A 16774-nucleotide genomic window follows, 5' to 3' on the forward strand; every position below is an offset into this window, starting at 1 on the left:
GAGGGGAGACCCTTGCGTCAGTTTAACGCAGGTTCAAAGGTGCTTTCGGTGGCCAAGAGCGGTGAAAAACCTAAGGTTGAACAGCGATTGGCGCATGTGCTCAATCGCCGACTCAACGGCTGCGGAACACTCCACTTCCTTCGCTCAATGAAGCGTGGCATCCATTATCCCCATCACAACACAGCACCAAACTTCAGACCGCTGGACAAACGCAAATCCCGTATTCTTAGTCTTCATTCCACGATCTGCATGCGGTCCGCCGAGGATGCTGCCGCGCGAAGCGTGAAAATCAATATCCATGAGCTATACCAAGTTAAAAGGCGTGATCCCGTAGGACGCGCCTTTTATGCGTGTGGTGACCCCACACATCAACCTGAGAGAGGAACCGTAAGCATGAAGAAACCAAGAAAAAAAACTCGATGGAAACGGGGCCCGCCCCTCAAAAGGCAGGCCCCGCCGTGCCGGAAGTCTGACCTGCCCAGGAAGAAGCCGTTGCAAGTTGCTTCCAGAAACAGTCCTGAGACAATCCGACGCGAAGAAAAGGGGATCGACGCGATCTTCATCATAAACGTTACCGGTCGACTGCTGAAGCTTGCGAAAGCGCTGCAGGAACGTAACGAAGGTGAAGCAGCTTTCGAAATCCTTATGCTCATCTTGATCATTTGGCAAAAGATCAACTGAGCCCTTAATACAGCTTCGCCGCACTCCTATCACGGGTGCGGCGATCTCTATTAGGGCCGATGGCGAATCGAAGGGGGCCCGCCGTCGGCCCAAAGTCTTCAATGACACCAGATTTAAAAGAACCACCGCCAATGCCCCATTTGCGTGTTCAATATAATCAGCAACGGCCGATAACATCCCGTTAACCCGTTACACTTTTTGTGCTTTTTCTCCCATCGATGCAAGAACATTTTTTTCGTCGCTTTTGCTTCGCTATAACGTGCTGTTTTCTAACGTTATTTAAAAATGAAGCAATTAGCAATGTCACTGAAAAAGACGGTGTAAAAAATGTGGCAATTATGAGGCGTGGTGATTCTAAAAATTTCTGTGCGAGGCTGCGGAAACTGTTGCTAACCTCCCCTTTGTTTAAAGTGACTGTTGGTTTCCACTCAGAACTGAGCCGGTTAGACGCATAATTTCCATTGAGAATTGAGCCATGTGACCTTCCCCCCAACGCGGTGAGCGACGGGGGCAACGGAGTGATCCACATGGGACTTTTAAACATCATCCGTCGGATGAAGCTGCGCGAGAAGCAGTCGATCCGCGAGATCAGTCGGCATACCGGTTTGTCGCGCAATACGATTGCGAAGTATTTGAACGCTGGCACGATCGAGCCGACGTTCACGGTACCGGAGCGACCGAGCAAGCTTGATCCTTTTGCCGACAAACTGGCGGCCTGGCTGAAGACCGAGGCCGGGAGGTCGCGCAAGCAGCGCCGAACGCTGAAGCAGCTTCATGCCGATCTGGTGGTTCTCGGCTTTACCGGCTCCTATGGTCGGGTCGCTGCCTTTGCCCGTGAGTGGCGGGTTGAGCAGCAGACGACTGGCCGCGGCATATTCGTTCCGCTGTCTTTCCGTGCAGGCGAAGCATTCCAATTCGATTGGAGTGAAGATTATGCCGTGATCGGCGGCGAGCGCACCAAGCTTCAGGTCGCACACATCAAGCTATCGCACAGTCGGGCGTTTCTGGTCAGAGCCTACCTGCTGCAGACGCACGAGATGCTGTTCGATGCTCACTGGCACGGGTTCCGTGTGTTTGGCGGCGTACCTGGTCGCGGCATCTACGACAACATGAAGACCGCGGTCGATCGTGTTGGCCGCGGCAAGGAGCGACAGGTCAACGTCCGCTTCCAGGCGATGACGAACCACTACGTTTTTGCGCCCGAGTTCTGCAATCCTGCCGCAGGCTGGGAGAAGGGGCAGGTCGAGAAGAACGTTCAGGATGCCCGACCACGTTTGTGGCAACAGATGCCGGACTTTCCAGATCTGGCGGCGTTGAATATCTGGCTGGAACAGCATTGCCAGGACCTGTGGCGAGAGACGGCGCATGGCACCTTGTCCGGTACGATTGCAGATGTCTGGGCTGATGAGCGGGCAGCATTGATGGCATTGCCTAACGCATTTGACGGCTTCGTCGAGCAGAGCAAGCGCGTCTCGCCGACATGCCTGATCACCTTCGAGCGCAATCGTTACAGCGTGCCTGCGTCTTTTGCGAACCGGCCCGTCAGCCTGAGGATTTATCCCGAGCGACTGGTCGTTGCGGCCGAGGGCAATATCCTCTGCGAACATCCGCGGATCATAGAACGCAGCCACGACAAACCACCACGGACGATTTATGACTGGCGGCATTACCTTGCCGTCATCCAGCGCAAGCCCGGTGCTTTGCGCAATGGCGCACCCTTCCTGGAATTGCCGCCGGGCTTTCGACAACTGCAGGATCAGATGCTTCGCCGCCCCGGTGGTGATCGGGAGATGGCCGACATCCTCGCTCTGGTTCTTCATCACGACGAACAGGTTGTCGTCAGGGCTGTGGAACTGGCTCTGGATCAAGGCGTGGCGACCAAGACGCATGTGCTGAACCTGCTGCATCGGTTGATCGACGGCAAGACGACAGACGGTCCCGATATCGACACGCCACAGGCGCTAACCTTGCTGCGTGAACCCAAGGCCAATGTAGAACGCTATGACGGTCTGCGGGTCCGGATCGTAGGAGGTCGTCATGCGTCATGATCCTGCCAGCGCCGCCGTCGTCATCATGCTGCGTAGCCTGAAGATGTATGGCATGTCTCAAGCCGTCACGGACCTGATCGAGCAAGGCGCTCCAGCGTTTGATGCCGCCGTGCCGATCCTGTCCCAATTGCTGAAAGCCGAAATGGCCGAACGCGAGGTCCGCTCCATCGCCTATCATATGAAGGCTGCTCGCTTCCCGGCCTACAAGGACATCTCCGGATACGACTTCGCCGCCAGCGAGATCAACGAAGCGACGGTGCGCCAACTAAACCGATGCGAGTTCATCGACGGAGCGCAGAATATCGTGCTTGTCGGCGGACCGGGTACAGGCAAAACGCATGTCGCGACCGCCCTCGGTGTCCAGGCAATCGAGCATCATCGCCGAAAGGTCCGCTTCTTCTCAACAATTGAATTGGTCAATGCGCTCGAGCAGGAGAAGGCCAAAGGCAGAGCAGGCCAGATCGCTGAGACGCTGGTTCGCCTCGATCTGCTGATCCTCGACGAACTCGGATATCTTCCGTTCAGTGCCTCAGGCGGAGCACTGCTCTTCCACCTGCTGAGCAAGCTATATGAACGCACCAGCGTCATCATCACCACCAACCTCAGCTTCAGCGAATGGGCCACCGTCTTTGGCGATGCCAAGATGACCACAGCTCTGCTCGACCGTTTGACCCATCGTTGCCATATCCTTGAAACCGGGAACGACAGCTTCCGCTTCAAAGCCAGCTCGGCCGCAGCAGCGCAAAAGAGAGGAGAAAAAGCCAGTCACTTGACCAGAGCCTGATCAAAAAACCATACTTAGAGGTGGCTCACTTCTCGGTGGAAAAACCGGCTCAGTTCCGCGTGAAAACCAACAAATCATTCCATTTCGGGTGTGGGATAAGAGAACCTGGGTAGCCCAGAACCAGTTTCACCGGGCGCTGATCGATCGACTTCGGTTACCAGCCCATGCTTACTCAGGCCTTCGGCGTGCCGAAGCTGGAACGATGGTGGACGAGGCGGATCAAATTGGAAGCGTTGTTGTTTGGCTTCAAGAATACCGTGCCGCTGCTCTAGCTTGAGACCGGCTGAATAACGACTTCTTTTTCTTTTCGCTTGTTCTGAAGGCTGTAGGTAACACTCAAGTCCGATATATTCTGCTTATCGTAGAGGGAACGGATCAACGGATGATCATCGTAGGTCAATACCCAGTGCTTTAATTCCGAACCTTGAAGGATGTCGCTGAGAGCGATGTGTTTTCCTTCATTCATGGCGTTTAAGTAAAGTCTTCCACCGGCCTGCACATAAGGCGGGTCAACAAAAAATAGTGTCCTCTCCAGCGGAGTGCGGGTAAGAGACCTATGCAAAAACGTCAACCCATCCTCATTCGTGAGGGAAATGTTATGCCCGGCCGACCCCAGCCATTTAATCCGCTCTGCCAATTGACTGGCATTGAAACGGGCGTCGATCTTCCAAGTTCCCGTCTGATTGTAACCGCCAATTGGACCGGCACCGACGATGATGCCAGAACGACTTGTGCGGTTGAGAAAGAAAGTCGCGAAGCCTAAATCGAAGTCATAAACACCCTGTGAGCCTCGTTTGGCCAAGTCGGATGCCCAATGCCAAACGTCAATAGCAACCGGTGTTGTCAAAAGCTTCTCGACGAACCGCTCGGTTTCCGTGAGCATCGCGCGCCATGCCGAGTATATCCTGATGTCGGCATCATTGAGATGAAGGTGGTTCACGTGTCTCGACTTCAGAAGAACCAGAGCCGCGCCAGCTCCGCCGCAAAACGGCTCCGCGTAGTGGCGCTCGCCCTCGACGTCGGGAAGTCGCTGAGCAAGAAATGCACTTAAAAACGCCTTTCCGCCAGGATAACGGAATGGTGAGATCGATCGTAGTGACGGATCATTCGGGTTCAGCGGTACGTGATCCAAATCGTTGCCCTTCGTTGGCTCTTTCGGTGGCATTTCGAGCAATACTTTGGAGATTGACCAGTAAAAATTGTGCCGGCCTTTACCCAACGATTAAGCGCTTCAAATCACGCTATACAGCCTGTGAAGCTCTGAGTGCAAATTGTTAGCCTTGGCGTCCCCACGGACTGAGACTTTTCCACACGCCTCAAAGGAGTTTTCGGCCAGCTGTGTTCGAATCAACACCCCGATCATTGTACCCTTTCAGGTACGCGGGTGCTCCCATCAAGCGCGATGCAATTGTTAACTCGCCCGACAAGGCCAACGAATGGGACGAAAGTGGAACGGATAAGTGTCCAGACTCCCGCCTGATACCGAGCTTCTGGGCATTCGGTAGCGAAAAGGCGAGCAAAATCAATATGATTTTCAGGTGCTGGTGCCCCGTGCCGGAATCGAACCAGCACTCCTCTCGGAACCTGATTTTGAGTCAGGCGCGTCTACCAATTCCGCCAACGGGGCACGGATACCTTTCGGGGTAGCAAAAAGCGTTTACACGAACCTTTTCGGAACGGTCAACCGGGATTTTCAAGATCGGCAGGCGGGAATCACAAAACTGTGCAATTCGCATCCGCAGCAAATCATTTACAGCATGGCCAATCCTGCCTAAAAGGCGGGAACCGAAACTGGAAATGCTTGATGCTTCGACGCCTTTACGACTGGACTATGTCGCTTGCCGCCCGGAAATCCGCCGAGGCGTGGCTCGCAGTCATTGCTTTCGTCGAAAGTTCCGTCTTCCTCGTTCCAGCCGATGTCCTGTTCCTGCCGATGGCGCTGGCCCGGCCTGAGCGCGCCTACCGTTACGCGCTGGTGGCGACGATCGCTTCCGTGCTAGGCGGCATTGCCGGCTGGTATATCGGCCATTACGCTTTCGAGGCGCTGGCCAGGCCGATCCTGGATTTCTACGGCAAACTCGACGCTTTCGAGGCGATGAAAGCTTCGGTCGGTTACGAGATGCTGGTGCTGCTGCTCATCACCTCTGGCCTGGCACATCTGCCGCCGATCAAGGTGGTGACGATCCTTGCGGGTGCTGCCAGCATCAATCTTGGTCTGTTCATCATCACGGCGATCGTTGCCCGCGGCGCCCGCTTCTTCCTGTTGGCCTGGTTGCTGAAGCGTTACGGCGAGGAAATTCGCGATTTTATCGAAAAGCGCCTCGGGCTTTTGGCCGCCGCCGCCGCTGGCGTGCTGATCGCCATGTTTGCTGCCTACCGTTTCCTTGCCTGATATCCCGATGGAGCCCGCCGTGAGCGACAGCCTGACCCAGTCCCCCCGCGGCCTTTTGCCGTCCATCCTCGCCACAATCGGCATGACGGGCACCGTCGGCGGCGCGCTCGCCTTCGAGCATATCGGCGGCTATATCCCCTGCGCGCTCTGCCTGATACAGCGCACGCCCTACTATTGGGGCATCCCGATCGGCATCGTCGCGATCGCCGCTTCAGTTCTGCGGCTTCCCGTCTGGACGACGCGCGCTCTGCTCGTGGTCATCGGTATTCTGATGCTGGTGGGGGCCGGAACCGGCGTCTATCACGCTGGTGTCGAATGGCATTTCTGGGAAGGACCGGCGACCTGTGCGACATCGGCATCGGGCGTTTCCGGCAATGTCGGCGACCTGCTCGGCGATCTCGACAGCAAACACGGCCCATCCTGCACAGATGCGTCCCTGCGCGTCCTTGGCCTTTCGTTTGCCGGATGGAATGTGATTGCCAGCCTGATCCTGGCTGGGATTGCGCTGCGCGGTGCTACCAAGGCTTAATCTTAGCCGACGAGCGCACGGCTCCTTCGATCAGCGAACCCCACTCTCCGTCTTCCTCGCCTTTGTGGCGGGGATCCTGTGACCCAATGTCGGTCGGGTCAAAAGACCTTTCACCCCAAACACTCGGGCTGGCTGGATCCCTGCGACAAGCACAGGCATGGCGATGATGTTGAGACAGACTGCCTCGATCTACTCTCGAGAAATGCTCAAAACCGCTACGGCTGCAGTTCGACATCCCAATAAAGATAGTCCATCCAGCTGTCGTGCAGATGGTTAGGCGGGAACAGGCGGCCGTTGTTGTGCAAATCCTGCACCGTCGGGTGGAACGGTTTCTGGTGCGGGAACATGCCGGCCTGGCGCGGCAGCTTCCCGCCCTTGCGCAGATTGCAGGGCGAGCAGGCGGCGACGACATTTTCCCAAGTGGTCTGACCGCCGCTGCAGCGCGGGATCACATGGTCGAAGGTCAGATCATCCGGCGAGCCGCAATACTGGCATTCGAACCGGTCACGCAAAAAGACGTTGAACCGTGTGAAGGCCGGATGACGGGATGGCTGCACATAACTTTTCAGGCAGACGACGCTCGGCAGGCGCATGGAGAAGCTGGGGGAAGAGACCTGATGATCGTATTCGGCCAGGATATGCACACGGTCTAGGAAAACGGCCTTGATCGCGTCCTGCCAGGACCACAGCGACAAGGGGTAATAACTCAGCGGCCTATAGTCAGCGTTCAGCACGAGCGCTGGGAGGCCGTGTGGTGAGACTGCAATCGTCAAGCCAGTATACTCCTGCTCGATTCGGCACCTGCACCTTCTATATTAGGCCCGTTGCGTCAGGATTGTGAAGCCAAAAGGAAAAAGGAAACAAAAGATTCGCTTTTTGTCTTATGGAGTGGCCGGCGTGCCATCCCGGCGCATTTCCGTGGCATAATAGGCCCAGAACAGGCGCGCCGCGACGCTGCGCCACGGCGCCCAGAGTTCGGTCAACGAATCAAGCTCGCGCACCGACGGGCGCATCTCCAGCATCAGGGCATGACCGACAGCATTTTGCAGAGCGACATCGCCGACCGGAAACACATCCGGATGGCCGGCGCAGAACAGCAGATAGACCTCCGCCGTCCAGCGGCCGACGCCCTTGATGGCGGTCATCTCGCGGATCGCAGCACGACCCTCAATTGAACAGATCGCCTCCAGATCGAGTTCACCGTCAAGCACAGCACGCGCCACACGTCGCAGCGTATCGGCCTTGGCGCGCGACAGCCCGAGCAGCCGGCAATCGTCGTCGGACATGGCCATGACGCTGGCAGCATCGATAGCGCCGAGTGCGGCCTCCATGCGGCTCCAGATCGCCGCAGCACTGGCTTTCGAGACCATCTGCGAGACGATGATGTTGGCGATGCCGCGATAGCCGGGGTTGGTGCGGCGCAGCGGCACCGGGCCTGCCTTCGAGACGACATGCTCCAACCGTGCATCCAGCATGACCAGCCCGCTGAGACCGGCATTGATATCCTCGTGCGTGCGGATGATCCGCATCTCCAGCCCTCCGCTGCGACATCGATGTCCGGTCTATATAAGGGCAAAATCAATGGCCGGAAGCCCGCTTCCATGCCAAGAAGAAACTATGAACAAAACTGTGTCAAAACAACCGGTGTTCCGGTTTGCGCCAAGCCCGAACGGTCAACTTCACCTTGGCCACGCACTGTCAGCCATCCTCAATCATGACATGGCAAAGGCCAAGGGCGGACGTTTCCTGCTGCGGATCGAGGATATCGACATCGCCCGCTCGACACCGGAATTCGAGGCCGGAATTGTCGAGGACCTCCAATGGCTGGGGCTCGACTGGGAAAAACCGGCGCGGCGGCAATCGGAACATCTCGATCTCTACCGAAAGTCGCTCGGCACACTGATCGACCGCGATCTGGTCTATCCGGCATTTTTGACGCGGGGGGCAATCAAAACGGCGGTCGGCGAGTTCGAGGCGAAAGGCAAAGCCTGGCCGCGCGATCCGGATGGCGCGCCGCTTTATCCAGGCGAGGAGCGCAGGCTTTCAGCCGATGCCCGTCAACGTTTGCTGGCCGGTGGCAAACCGCATGCCTGGCGGCTGGATATGGCCAAGGCGCTTGCCGAACTGAAGGAGCCTTTGACATGGCAGGACACCGGCACCGGCCCGAATGGGCAAACCGGTGTGATCACGGCCGACCCTGCTGCCTGGGGCGATGTCGTGCTGTCACGCTCGGACGCACCGTCGAGCTATCATCTGGCCGTCACCGTCGATGATGCACTGCAGGGTGTCAGCCATGTGGTTCGGGGAAACGATCTGTTCAATGCCACATCAGTGCACCGGCTGCTGCAAAGCCTGCTGGATCTCCCCCAGCCGGCCTATCACCACCACCGGCTGATCCTCGGCCCCGACGGCCGCAAGCTGTCGAAGAGCAATCGCGACACCGGCATTGCCGCCTTCCGGGAGGCGGGCAAGACGCCGGACGATGTACGGGCGATGGTCCTATAGGGCCTTTTTCAGGAGGAGGTCCGTCTCTCCGGGTGCTGCCGGAACGTCTTCCGCTTTCACCTCATCTTCGCGCGGTCCCATGATGTGGCGGATCACCATACGCTTGACCTTGTATTTCATGATCGCTGCGTTGATCTCGGCACCGAGGATGAAGATGACGCCGACGATATAGAGAAAGACCAGCGCGATCATGATCGAGGCAAGACCGGCATAGGTCGAGACATAGTTGGCAAAGGTCGAAAGGTAGGAAGCAAAGACATAGGCGCCGATCGACCAGGCGATCAGCGTCAAAATAATGCCCGGCAGGACATCCATGATCTTGCGGCGTCCATCCGGTAGCCAAAGGTGGCTGACAATGAGGCCGGTGGTCAGCATGACGAAGACCCCGGCAAGGCTCCAGCTGTCGATCATCGACAACAGGCCGTTGAACCAGGGTAGATAGGTTCCGGCATAGCGGATGGCGAGCGGCACTGCGACAAGAAGCAGGCTGACGATAGCGAGAACCAGCACGCCGGCAAGGACGAAGGCAAGGCTCGCGACGCGCGTCTTGTACCACGGACGGCTTTCGGCCACCCGGTAGGCGCGGTTGAGCGACACCCGCAGCGCTTCAACGCCGTTGGAGGCGAAATAGGCGGCAGCCAGCACCGACACGGTCAGCAGCCCACCACGCGGAATGGTCAATACCCGCACCACCTCATCGGAAATCGGCTTGGCGATCGATTCGGGCCAGGTATCGAAGATGAAATGCACCGCCGTCGTGGCAAACTGGTCGGCGCCGAGAAAACTGCCGAGCGCCGTTCCGAAGATCAGAAACGGGAAGATCGCCAGGAGGGTGGAGAGCGCCACATGGCTTGCCATGGCCCAGCCGTCGTCTTCGCTGAAATGCCAGACGGCATCGAAGACGACCTTCCAGGCTATGCGAATGAAGGCCGGCATTCTCTCTCCAATTGTCTCATCATGCTCCCCGGATTGTAACCCGTTCATGAATATGGGAAACCGGGCGGCAATTTCTACAGGAAACAACCCATTATGACCGACCGTCCCTCGATAATCGTCACCGGCTGCTCGTCCGGCATCGGTGCTTGGTGCGCGCGCGCCCTGTTAAAGGACGGCTGGCGGGTGTTTGCCACTGTCCGGAAGGCGGAGGATCTCGCAGCCCTCGAAAACGACGGCATCGAGGCCTTGCTGATGGATTATACCAAACCGGACACCATATCCAAACTTGTCGACGAGGTGTTTGCCCGCACCGGCGGCAGGCTGGACGCGCTGTTCAACAACGGTGCCTATGGCCAGGCGGGTGCCGTCGAGGATTTGCCGGTGGAGGCGCTGCGGCTGCAGATGGAGACCAATGTCATCGGCTGGCACGACCTGACACGGCGGATCATCCCGGCGATGCGGGCACAGGGTCACGGTCGGATCGTGCAGTGCTCGTCCATTCTCGGCATTGTTCCCTATAAATGGCGGGGGGCGTATAATGCTTCGAAATTCGCCCTGGAAGGACTGACGCTCACCATGCGTATGGAGCTTGAAGGCAGCGGCATCGAAGTCAGCCTGATCGAACCCGGGCCAATCACCTCGCGCTTCACTGCCAATGCGCTCATCAATATCGAACGCTTCATCGACCTCAAGGGTTCGGTGCATGCTGCGGAATACGAACGCCAGTTGCGGCGGCTGAAGGGCGAGAGCGGCCCGGCAAGAGGCAAGCTCGAGCCCGATGCGGTGTATACTGCGCTGAAACGCGCATTGACCGCGAAGAAGCCGAAGCCGCATTACATCGTGACACAGCCGGCCAAGCAGGGTGCGCTTTTGAAGAAACTGCTACCGGCCGGGCTGTTTTATCGTTTTATTGGCCGCCTCGGCTGAGCTGAAAGGCAAGGGTTAAGTCACATGCATAGTTTTCTCACCGGTTTGACACTGCTCGTCATGGGCCTTGTCGCCATCGTTCTGGTCCGCGGCCTGTTGCACATGGCAAAAGGTGGCGACGGCAATACATCCAACAAGCTGATGCAGGCCCGCGTGTTCCTGCAGGCGGTGGCGATCGTTCTGATCATGCTGACGCTGTGGATCACCGGCGGCGGACGCTGACGAATGGTGAAGCTCAACAAGATCTACACCAAGACGGGCGATGACGGCACGACGGGGCTCGCCACCGGCCCGCGCCGCCTGAAGAGCGACCTGCGCGTCGATGCCTATGGCACGATCGACGAGACAAATTCCTTCATCGGACTGGCACGCCAGCATACACAGGACCTCGCAACGCTTGATGCGATGCTGATGCGCATCCAGAATGACCTGTTCGATCTCGGCGCCGACCTTTCGACGCCCGATACCGGCGAGACGCTGGCCTACGAGCCGCTGCGGATCATTGCCGCACAGGTCACGCGGCTGGAGGCTGAGATCGACCAACTCAACGCCGACCTTGATCCGCTGCGCTCCTTCGTTCTGCCGGGCGGCAGCGGCGCTGCGGCCACATTGCACATCGCCCGCACCGTGGCGCGGCGGGCGGAGCGGCTGATGGTGGATCTGGCCCGGGTGGACGGTGAGATCGTCAGCAGCGAGGCGCTGGCCTATGTCAACCGGCTCTCGGATTTCCTGTTCGTTGCCGCCCGCTGGACCAACGGCAAGGGCAAGTCGGATGTGCTTTGGGTTCCTGGAAAAAACAGATAAGCATGACACGGATCACCGTTTCGAGGGACTGACGCGCTTATGTTCATACCGTTGCACGACGCGAATTCCCTCAAGCATATCAAGGTCCAGTATGTCACGATCAGCCTGATCATCATCAATACCCTCGTCTGGCTGGTCACCGGGCCACTGCTGGTCCCGGAAGAATTCACCAATGCCGCGACGATGGGTCTGGGTTATATTCCGGCCATTGCCTTCGACTATGCGCATCTGGCGCCGAACCTCGTGCTGGTTCCCGACGATGCAACCTACCTCACCTATTCCTTCCTGCATGGCGACTTCTGGCATCTGGCCGGCAACATGCTGTTCCTCTGGGTGTTCGGCGACAATGTCGAGGATGCGCTGGGGCATTTCCGCTTCCTGCTTTTCTATCTTCTCTGCGCGGCCGCCGGTGCTTTAACGCATGGCCTGATCAACACGGAATCGCAAGCGCCGCTGATCGGCGCATCGGGCGCCATTTCCGGGGTCATCGCGGCCTATTTCCTGCTGCATCCGAAGGTGCGTGTCTGGGTGCTGGTGATGTTCCGCATTCCGCTGCCCCTGCCCGCCTTCATTCCGCTGGCCTTCTGGATCGGCCAGCAGTTTTTCATGGTGCTCATCGACCCAGAAGGCGACGTGTCGTGGGGTGCGCATGTCGGCGGCATCCTTGCCGGACTGATCCTGGTGGTCATTTTGCGACGCCGCGACGTGCCCTTGTTCGACCGCACGATCGTTACGCCACGCGCGGTGCGGCATGTTGAAGCGACAACGGCGGCGGCCCCTGCCGCTGCCGCAGAGACGGTGAACAAGCCAACACCCTGGGGCCGGCCCAACTGACATTGGCCTGACAGGCGCGGGCGTGCTGCAATATCCGATTGAAAATCAGCGCGTTACGAGTGCCGACCTCACGTCAGAGCTCCATCGCCTTGCAGAAGATGACCGCGCTCTTCCAATTTAATATTGATGCGCACGTAAACGTCAGTATTTTTCCCATGGCAATCTTGCGGAGGAGCACTGGGCAAAGATTGTAATTGGAGAAAAAACGCGTATCGATGTCGCCAACCGACAATCAGGCCGCTGCGTTAAAGCGCATTTTCTCGCCAACGTTTCGTTAAGGAAGGACATCATGAAAGTTCTGGTCACCGTCAAGCGTGTCGTCGATTACAACGTGAAGATCCGGGTTAAGCCGGATGGATCGGGTGTCGAGCTTGCCAATGTGAAGATGTCGATGAACCCGTTCGACGAGATTTCGGTCGAGGAAGCCTTGCGGCTGAAGGAGGCCGGCAAGGTCGAGGAAGTGGTTGTCGTGTCCGTTGGTCCGGCCAAGGCCGAGGAAACCTTGCGCACGGCGCTGGCCATGGGCGCCGACCGGGCGATCCTGGTCGAGACCGACGATGCCGTCGAACCTCTGGCGGTTGCCAAGATCATCAAGGGTGTAGCGGAAGCCGAACAGCCGGGCCTGATCATCGTCGGCAAGCAGGCGATCGATGACGACAGCAACCAGACGGGCCAGATGCTGTCGGCACTGCTTGGCTGGGCCCAGGGCACCTTCGCCTCGAAGATCGAGCTCGGCGATGGCAAGGCTGCGGTTACCCGCGAAGTCGATGGCGGGTTGCAGACCATCGAGATCAAGCTCCCGGCCGTGGTGACCACTGACCTGCGCCTCAACGAGCCGCGTTATGCCTCGCTGCCCAACATCATGAAGGCCAAGAAGAAGCCGCTCGACAAGAAGACGCCAGCCGATTTCGGCGTCGATACCACGCCGCGCCTCAAAGTTCTGAAGACCGAGGAGCCAAGTGGCCGCAAGGCCGGCATCAAGGTCAAGTCGGTCGCTGAACTGGTCGACAAGCTGAAAAACGAAGCCGGCGTCCTCTAAGAATTCCAGAATAAGGAGACTAACATCATGGCCATTCTTCTTCTGGCTGACCACGACAATACAACCCTGTCCGACCAGACCGCCAAGGCACTGACGGCTGCTGCCAAGATTGGTGGCGATGTGCATGTGCTGGTGGCTGGCAAGGGCGCCAAGGCTGCTGCAGACGCTGCTGCAAAGCTTTCCGGTGTTTCCAAGGTGCTGCTTGCCGAAAGCGACGACCTTGCCAACAATCTGGCCGAACCCCTGGCAGCCCTGATCGTATCGCTCGCCGGTTCCTACGACACGATTATCTCGGCGGCCACATCGACCGGCAAGAACGTGCTTCCACGCGTTGCAGCACTGTTGGACATTGCCCAGATCTCGGAAATCACCGAAGTCGTCTCGGCCGACACGTTCAAGCGGCCGATCTATGCCGGCAATGCCATCCAGACGGTGCAATCGGGCGAGGCCAAGAAGGTCATCACCGTGCGCACCGCGTCCTTCGCCTCGGCTTCAGACGGTGGTTCGGCCCCGGTCGAGACCATTTCGGCTGCCGCCAATCCCGGCCTCTCGACCTTCGTCAAGGACGCGCTGTCCTCGTCGGATCGTCCGGAACTGACCTCGGCCAAGATCATCATTTCCGGCGGCCGCGCGCTCGGTTCCGCAGAAAAGTTCCAGGAGGTCATCCTGCCGGTGGCCGACAAGCTCGGTGCTGCCGTCGGCGCATCGCGCGCTGCCGTCGATGCGGGTTATGCCCCGAACGACTGGCAGGTCGGCCAGACCGGCAAGGTCGTCGCACCACAGCTCTATATCGCCGTCGGCATTTCCGGTGCCATCCAGCATCTGGCCGGCATGAAGGACTCGAAGGTCATCGTCGCCATCAACAAGGACGAGGAAGCCCCGATCTTCCAGGTCGCCGACTACGGCCTCGTCGGTGACCTCTTCACTATCCTGCCAGAGCTTGAAAAAGCACTCTGAGCTTTAAAAAATGACATATGCGGCCGCGCAGCTCTGCGCGGCCGTTTTTCGTTTTAGAAGCAATGCGTTTCCTTAACCGACAATGGCATCCGCCGTGAATAAAGGCTGGAAAATTGGCCGCGATGCCTTTATCACTGGGATCTAAATACCTTGCCCCCACGGGCGTTTTGCTTTTTGCACGAACGGAAGCGCAATCGCCGTTTCGTATGGATGATGGAAAATCGGCTCGATGATCAAGAATGTCGGAATTGTTGGCGCTGGACAAATGGGCTGCGGCATTGCCCAGGTATCGGCTTCGGCCGGCTACAAGGTGCATATCTACGACATTTCGGCCGACCGCGTTGAAGCTGGTCTTGCAACCATCAACGGCAACATGGCACGCCAGGTTTCCTCCGGCAAATTGACCGACGAAGAGCGCAAGAAAGCACTGTCGCTGATCAAGGGCTCCGCCGATGTCAACGACTTGTCGCCGATGGACATGGTGATCGAGGCCGCCACCGAAGATGAAAGCGTCAAGCGCAAGATTTACGGCCAGATCTGTCCAGTCCTGAAGGCCGACGCCATTCTCGCCACCAATACCTCTTCCCTGTCGATCACGCGGCTTGCTTCCGCGACCGACCGGCCGGAACGCTTCATGGGCATCCATTTCATGAACCCGGTGCCGGTGATGAAGCTGGTCGAGCTGGTGCGCGGCATTGCCACCGAAGAAGGCACTTTCGCCACGGCCAAGCAATTCGTCGCCTCGCTCGACAAGACGATCACCGTTGCCGAAGATTTTCCAGCCTTCATCGTCAACCGTATCCTGCTGCCGATGATCAACGAGGCGATCTATACGCTGTACGAAGGTGTTGGCAGCGTCGATGCCATCGATACCGCAATGAAGCTCGGCGCCAACCATCCGATGGGGCCACTGCAGCTCGCCGATTTCATCGGTCTCGACACCTGCCTGTCGATCATGCAGGTGCTGCATGACGGGCTGGCGGATTCGAAATACCGCCCCTGCCCGCTGCTGGTGAAATATGTCGAAGCCGGCTGGCTCGGCCGCAAATCCGGCCGCGGCTTCTATGACTATCGTGGCGAAGTTCCCGTTCCGACACGCTAAACCAGCCTGATCGCGATACCCAAGGTCTCGGGACGCAAGAGCCGATAACCGCGCTGCTGCTGGGTAGTGAGTTCCGGCAGCGGAAAAACTAGATCAGTCCCTCCTCGCGAAGTGCACGCCGGACCGCTGGCCGCTCTTCCATGGCATCGCGATAAACGATCAGATTTTTCGGAACCGGCATGCCGACCATCCGCGCCCAGCGCAGCATCACATACAGCAGCGCATCCTCGACACCGGCTAGCTGGCCGAGCAGATAGCCGCCCGTGACCTGATCGGCGATCAGCACGAAGCGTTCCTCGATCATGCCGCGAAGCATGGCCACGGCCTCGTCTCCCGGCAGAAAGAAGGAATAGGCAAAAGGCCTTTGCACCTCGCTGGACAGGAATGCCAGCATCTCGATCCGCCGGTGGCGCTCCATTGCGCTGCGGGCAGCGTGACCGGGCATGTTCTCGGCGATCCAGTCCAGGATCGCGACAGTTTCCGTCAGCTTTACCCCTTCGCCGATTTCGAGAAGCGGCACGTATCCTTTCGGATTGACCGTGAGATAGTCTCCCTCCCGTTCAATCCTGCGTGCCATGATATCGACCTTGAACAGTTCCGGCTCAAAACCCGCTTCCAGCAGGGCAATATGGCCGGCAAGCGCGCTGGTGCCGGGTGAATAGTAGTATCTCATGGTGATATTCCTTCAGTTGGCGAGATGGATGTCGGGTCTTGGGAGCACACACCGTCAGGCCGCGCGCCGGTTGCCGTCAAGATATGCGGTCAATCCGTTCAGCATGGCGTCCCAGCCCTCCTGGTGACCCTCGGGGCTGTCGCCATCGAAATAGACACCAGCCTCCGTCAGGGTCAGCGTTGTGCCTCCGTCGGCAACCGAGAACACGACGCTGACAGTGCCGGCAAACAGCAGGACGTCGCGGTGGGAGATCGTGCTCGCATAGACGAAATACTGATCTGGGCGAATGGCGTGATACTGCACGGTGTTGATGTAAGGCTCCTCGCCCGAGAGGCCGAATGCGCAGATATCGGTATGGCCGACCCGGAAGTCGAAAGCCCGGTAGGTCATGTCCCAGCCTTCCCCCGGCGCGCTCCAGTCCAGAAGGGCATCCCGGCTGGTCCAGGCGGCAAAAACCTCTGCCGGGCTTGTGGCGAAACTGCGCTCGAAAACGAGGGTGGTGTGGTGAATATTGGACGCGTTCATGGCCCTACTCCTCAAGACGTTGCGTGATTGCCTGGGAA

19 protein-coding genes and 1 tRNA gene are annotated in these 16774 nt (G+C 58.3%); 13 read left to right on the top strand and 7 right to left on the bottom strand.

The features are described 5' to 3' along the window. Positions 1–12: 12 nt before the first annotated feature. The 3 genes from ACQY8Q_RS07595 to istB all read left to right on the top strand — a co-directional run bounded on the left by ACQY8Q_RS07595 (position 13) and on the right by istB (position 3513). Positions 13–681 (top strand): hypothetical protein, encoded by a 669-nt coding sequence (locus ACQY8Q_RS07595; RefSeq protein ID WP_428426052.1) that lies wholly within the window; start codon positions 13–15, stop codon positions 679–681. A 527-nt stretch (positions 682–1208) separates the two neighbouring features. Further along, positions 1209–2729, top strand: a complete 1521-nt coding sequence (gene istA / locus ACQY8Q_RS07600) for an IS21 family transposase (RefSeq protein ID WP_428423463.1) — start codon at positions 1209–1211, stop codon at positions 2727–2729. Further along, a complete protein-coding gene (gene istB, locus ACQY8Q_RS07605) occupies positions 2719–3513 on the top strand; it encodes an IS21-like element helper ATPase IstB (RefSeq protein ID WP_428423465.1) in 795 nt (264 codons plus the stop codon). Before istA ends, istB begins: the two co-directional genes overlap by 11 nt. A 268-nt stretch (positions 3514–3781) precedes the next feature. Here istB and ACQY8Q_RS07610 read toward each other — a convergent pair whose 3' ends face one another. Continuing rightward, a complete protein-coding gene (locus tag ACQY8Q_RS07610) occupies positions 3782–4732 on the bottom strand; it encodes a DNA adenine methylase (protein WP_428426053.1) in 951 nt (316 codons plus the stop codon). A gap of 323 nt (positions 4733–5055) precedes the next feature. Further along, positions 5056–5140: transfer RNA gene (locus ACQY8Q_RS07615), tRNA-Leu, on the bottom strand. Between the two features lie 177 nt (positions 5141–5317). Between ACQY8Q_RS07615 and ACQY8Q_RS07620 the strand changes: the two genes are divergently transcribed. Together ACQY8Q_RS07620 and ACQY8Q_RS07625 are read left to right on the top strand one after the other, a co-directional pair. Continuing rightward, entirely contained in the window at positions 5318–5905 is a 588-nt protein-coding gene (locus ACQY8Q_RS07620; RefSeq protein ID WP_428426054.1) for a YqaA family protein, read from the top strand. Positions 5906–5924: 19 nt separating this feature from the next. Next, positions 5925–6434 (top strand): disulfide bond formation protein B, encoded by a 510-nt coding sequence (locus tag ACQY8Q_RS07625; RefSeq protein WP_428426055.1) that lies wholly within the window; start codon positions 5925–5927, stop codon positions 6432–6434. 215 nt (positions 6435–6649) lie between these two features. On the opposite strand, the gene ACQY8Q_RS07630 is transcribed toward ACQY8Q_RS07625, so the two are convergent. Then, positions 6650–7207 carry an HNH endonuclease gene (locus tag ACQY8Q_RS07630; RefSeq protein WP_113246994.1) on the bottom strand — a complete coding sequence of 186 codons (558 nt, stop codon included), beginning with the start codon at positions 7205–7207 and terminating at the stop codon, positions 6650–6652. 108 nt (positions 7208–7315) lie between these two features. Beyond that, entirely contained in the window at positions 7316–7963 is a 648-nt protein-coding gene (locus tag ACQY8Q_RS07635; RefSeq protein ID WP_428426056.1) for a DNA-3-methyladenine glycosylase family protein, read from the bottom strand. A gap of 88 nt (positions 7964–8051) precedes the next feature. On the opposite strand from ACQY8Q_RS07635, the gene gluQRS reads away from it, so the two are divergent. Next, positions 8052–8939 carry a tRNA glutamyl-Q(34) synthetase GluQRS gene (gene gluQRS, locus ACQY8Q_RS07640; RefSeq protein ID WP_428426057.1) on the top strand — a complete coding sequence of 296 codons (888 nt, stop codon included), beginning with the start codon at positions 8052–8054 and terminating at the stop codon, positions 8937–8939. Here gluQRS and ACQY8Q_RS07645 read toward each other — a convergent pair. Further along, entirely contained in the window at positions 8934–9875 is a 942-nt protein-coding gene (locus ACQY8Q_RS07645) for a YihY/virulence factor BrkB family protein (protein ID WP_428426058.1), read from the bottom strand. The genes gluQRS and ACQY8Q_RS07645 overlap by 6 nt on opposite strands. 93 nt (positions 9876–9968) lie before the next feature. On the opposite strand from ACQY8Q_RS07645, the gene ACQY8Q_RS07650 reads away from it, so the two are divergent. From ACQY8Q_RS07650 to ACQY8Q_RS07680, 7 genes are all read left to right on the top strand, one after another. Next, positions 9969–10802 carry an SDR family oxidoreductase gene (locus tag ACQY8Q_RS07650; RefSeq protein ID WP_428426059.1) on the top strand — a complete coding sequence of 278 codons (834 nt, stop codon included), beginning with the start codon at positions 9969–9971 and terminating at the stop codon, positions 10800–10802. Between the two features lie 24 nt (positions 10803–10826). Next, the gene (locus ACQY8Q_RS07655; protein ID WP_113246998.1) at positions 10827–11024 is read left to right on the top strand and encodes a twin transmembrane helix small protein; all 198 of its coding nucleotides are present in this window, start codon (positions 10827–10829) and stop codon (positions 11022–11024) included. A gap of 3 nt (positions 11025–11027) precedes the next feature. Continuing rightward, positions 11028–11606: a cob(I)yrinic acid a,c-diamide adenosyltransferase gene (locus tag ACQY8Q_RS07660; RefSeq protein ID WP_428426060.1), complete on the top strand. Its 579-nt coding sequence runs from the start codon at positions 11028–11030 to the stop codon at positions 11604–11606. A gap of 39 nt (positions 11607–11645) precedes the next feature. Continuing rightward, positions 11646–12440: a rhomboid family intramembrane serine protease gene (locus ACQY8Q_RS07665; RefSeq protein ID WP_428426061.1), complete on the top strand. Its 795-nt coding sequence runs from the start codon at positions 11646–11648 to the stop codon at positions 12438–12440. A gap of 289 nt (positions 12441–12729) precedes the next feature. Continuing rightward, a complete protein-coding gene (locus ACQY8Q_RS07670) occupies positions 12730–13479 on the top strand; it encodes an electron transfer flavoprotein subunit beta/FixA family protein (protein WP_428426062.1) in 750 nt (249 codons plus the stop codon). Positions 13480–13506: 27 nt separating this feature from the next. Then, on the top strand, positions 13507–14436 hold the full coding sequence (locus ACQY8Q_RS07675) for an electron transfer flavoprotein subunit alpha/FixB family protein (RefSeq protein ID WP_428426063.1): 930 nt from the start codon (positions 13507–13509) through the stop codon (positions 14434–14436). Between the two features lie 229 nt (positions 14437–14665). Beyond that, the gene (locus ACQY8Q_RS07680; RefSeq protein WP_428426064.1) at positions 14666–15538 is read left to right on the top strand and encodes a 3-hydroxybutyryl-CoA dehydrogenase; all 873 of its coding nucleotides are present in this window, start codon (positions 14666–14668) and stop codon (positions 15536–15538) included. Between the two features lie 88 nt (positions 15539–15626). Here the strand turns inward: ACQY8Q_RS07680 and ACQY8Q_RS07685 are convergent, their stop codons facing one another. Next, positions 15627–16211 carry a glutathione S-transferase N-terminal domain-containing protein gene (locus ACQY8Q_RS07685; RefSeq protein WP_428426065.1) on the bottom strand — a complete coding sequence of 195 codons (585 nt, stop codon included), beginning with the start codon at positions 16209–16211 and terminating at the stop codon, positions 15627–15629. 54 nt (positions 16212–16265) lie between these two features. Further along, positions 16266–16736: an SRPBCC domain-containing protein gene (locus ACQY8Q_RS07690; protein WP_428426066.1), complete on the bottom strand. Its 471-nt coding sequence runs from the start codon at positions 16734–16736 to the stop codon at positions 16266–16268. Positions 16737–16774: the final 38 nt, after the last annotated feature.

This window comes from Pararhizobium sp. (genome assembly GCF_965279435.1).
Lineage (GTDB): Bacteria > Pseudomonadota > Alphaproteobacteria > Rhizobiales > Rhizobiaceae > Pararhizobium.

Coding starts and splice junctions, on each gene's coding strand:
- ACQY8Q_RS07660 (WP_428426060.1), top strand. CDS start 11,028: ATGGTGAAGCTCAACAAGATCTACACCAAGACGGGCGATGACGGCACG.
- ACQY8Q_RS07690 (WP_428426066.1), bottom strand. CDS start 16,736: ATGAACGCGTCCAATATTCACCACACCACCCTCGTTTTCGAGCGCAGT.
- ACQY8Q_RS07620 (WP_428426054.1), top strand. CDS start 5,318: ATGCTTCGACGCCTTTACGACTGGACTATGTCGCTTGCCGCCCGGAAA.
- ACQY8Q_RS07655 (WP_113246998.1), top strand. CDS start 10,827: ATGCATAGTTTTCTCACCGGTTTGACACTGCTCGTCATGGGCCTTGTC.
- ACQY8Q_RS07665 (WP_428426061.1), top strand. CDS start 11,646: ATGTTCATACCGTTGCACGACGCGAATTCCCTCAAGCATATCAAGGTC.
- ACQY8Q_RS07675 (WP_428426063.1), top strand. CDS start 13,507: ATGGCCATTCTTCTTCTGGCTGACCACGACAATACAACCCTGTCCGAC.
- ACQY8Q_RS07635 (WP_428426056.1), bottom strand. CDS start 7,963: ATGCGGATCATCCGCACGCACGAGGATATCAATGCCGGTCTCAGCGGG.
- ACQY8Q_RS07650 (WP_428426059.1), top strand. CDS start 9,969: ATGACCGACCGTCCCTCGATAATCGTCACCGGCTGCTCGTCCGGCATC.
- ACQY8Q_RS07670 (WP_428426062.1), top strand. CDS start 12,730: ATGAAAGTTCTGGTCACCGTCAAGCGTGTCGTCGATTACAACGTGAAG.
- istA (WP_428423463.1), top strand. CDS start 1,209: ATGGGACTTTTAAACATCATCCGTCGGATGAAGCTGCGCGAGAAGCAG.
- ACQY8Q_RS07685 (WP_428426065.1), bottom strand. CDS start 16,211: ATGAGATACTACTATTCACCCGGCACCAGCGCGCTTGCCGGCCATATT.
- istB (WP_428423465.1), top strand. CDS start 2,719: ATGCGTCATGATCCTGCCAGCGCCGCCGTCGTCATCATGCTGCGTAGC.
- gluQRS (WP_428426057.1), top strand. CDS start 8,052: ATGAACAAAACTGTGTCAAAACAACCGGTGTTCCGGTTTGCGCCAAGC.
- ACQY8Q_RS07645 (WP_428426058.1), bottom strand. CDS start 9,875: ATGCCGGCCTTCATTCGCATAGCCTGGAAGGTCGTCTTCGATGCCGTC.
- ACQY8Q_RS07680 (WP_428426064.1), top strand. CDS start 14,666: ATGATCAAGAATGTCGGAATTGTTGGCGCTGGACAAATGGGCTGCGGC.